Below are 1231 nucleotides of genomic sequence, written 5' to 3'. Positions count from 1 at the left end.
ATCATACCCAGCGGAGAATCGTTTTCTCCGTTAACTTTTCAAAAAATCGGTTACTCTCTGTACATAGCGCTCTTTATCATAAGATAAGTACAGATAACTGGTTAACTGTACAGGCTCTCCAAAGAAAAAACGTTCATACAGTGTTTCTCTTGTGCCAAACGGACTCATAGTTAAATCCCACGCTAGTCGAAAAAGCTTAATTCGATCTTCTGCCCCTCTCGATTTAGCTTGCAAATAACGCGTAATATCTTCTTTAACCAATGAGCGGCACGTATTTTCTGTTGGTATTGCCATTAGTCCGCTTGCACCTAAAAGCTGGATAATCTCTGTAAAGGTAGGATATGTTTTTGAAAATATATTTGCGGCAATACGAAGTGTAGTTTCATTTGGACGCATGTAYCCCCATGGATCAATCTCCGCTTCTTCTTCTGCTTTCATTACGAGAGCTTTCATCGTTTCTAACGCAATAATAAGCTCCGTTGCTTTTTCTCGTACATGCGGATAGTCTATAATGTTAATGGTTTCGATCAGAGATTGTACAATCCCTAATACAAACTCTGTTTTGACAATTCTCCTTGAAGTTACCTGATGCAGAGCAAAAGCTGAGAAGGAACTAGAAGCAAGGAATGTATTTGATACGTCTGCATTTTCATAGAAAAACACGCGGTTCCATGGTACTAATACATGGTCAAAGACAACAATTGTATCCATTTCTTCAAATCTAGAACTTAATGGATAATCAAACGCCGAATCTTTTCCTGTAAATGATTCTCTACAAATAAATTTAATTCCTTTTGTATTACTTGGAATCGAAAAAGCAAATCCTTTTTCTTTTCCTTGAATGCCCGCTGAAGACAGTACGAGCAGCTCATCCGTCATTCCACCCTGTGTAGCAAGCAGTTTCGCGCCTTGGATAACGATTCCCTCATTATTTTTATCAACTATTTTTGCTGCTATCGGTTCGTCGTTTTGCTCGTAATAAAATTGGATTCGATTGACTTGAGGATCGATGAATGTATGAGTGAGCGATAAATCGTGCTCTCTTACATATTCATAATAAGAAATGATGTTTTCAGGAAAGCAGTTTTCTGTTCCTCTCAGGAGTTCTGCAGAGGATGCAAAAGCCATCAATACGGTATTCATATAATCCGGACTTCTTCCCATCATACCATGGGTTAATTGCGCCCATTGCTGAGTCATCTCTCGTCGTTTTTTTAACTCTTCTTTTGTT

1 protein-coding gene is annotated in these 1231 nt (G+C 38.5%); it reads right to left on the bottom strand.

Annotated elements, in window-relative coordinates; genetic code table 11:
• Positions 1-30: 30 nt before the first annotated feature.
• Positions 31-1231 (bottom strand): 4-hydroxyphenylacetate 3-hydroxylase family protein (locus AC1DRF_RS28530; RefSeq protein ID WP_477742377.1); only part of this gene is annotated, 1201 nt, incomplete at its 5' end.

Source organism: Priestia sp. P5_B4, assembly GCF_056400385.1.
Note: the sequence above shows the minus strand (reverse complement) of the source record. Positions and strands in the feature narration are given on the sequence as shown.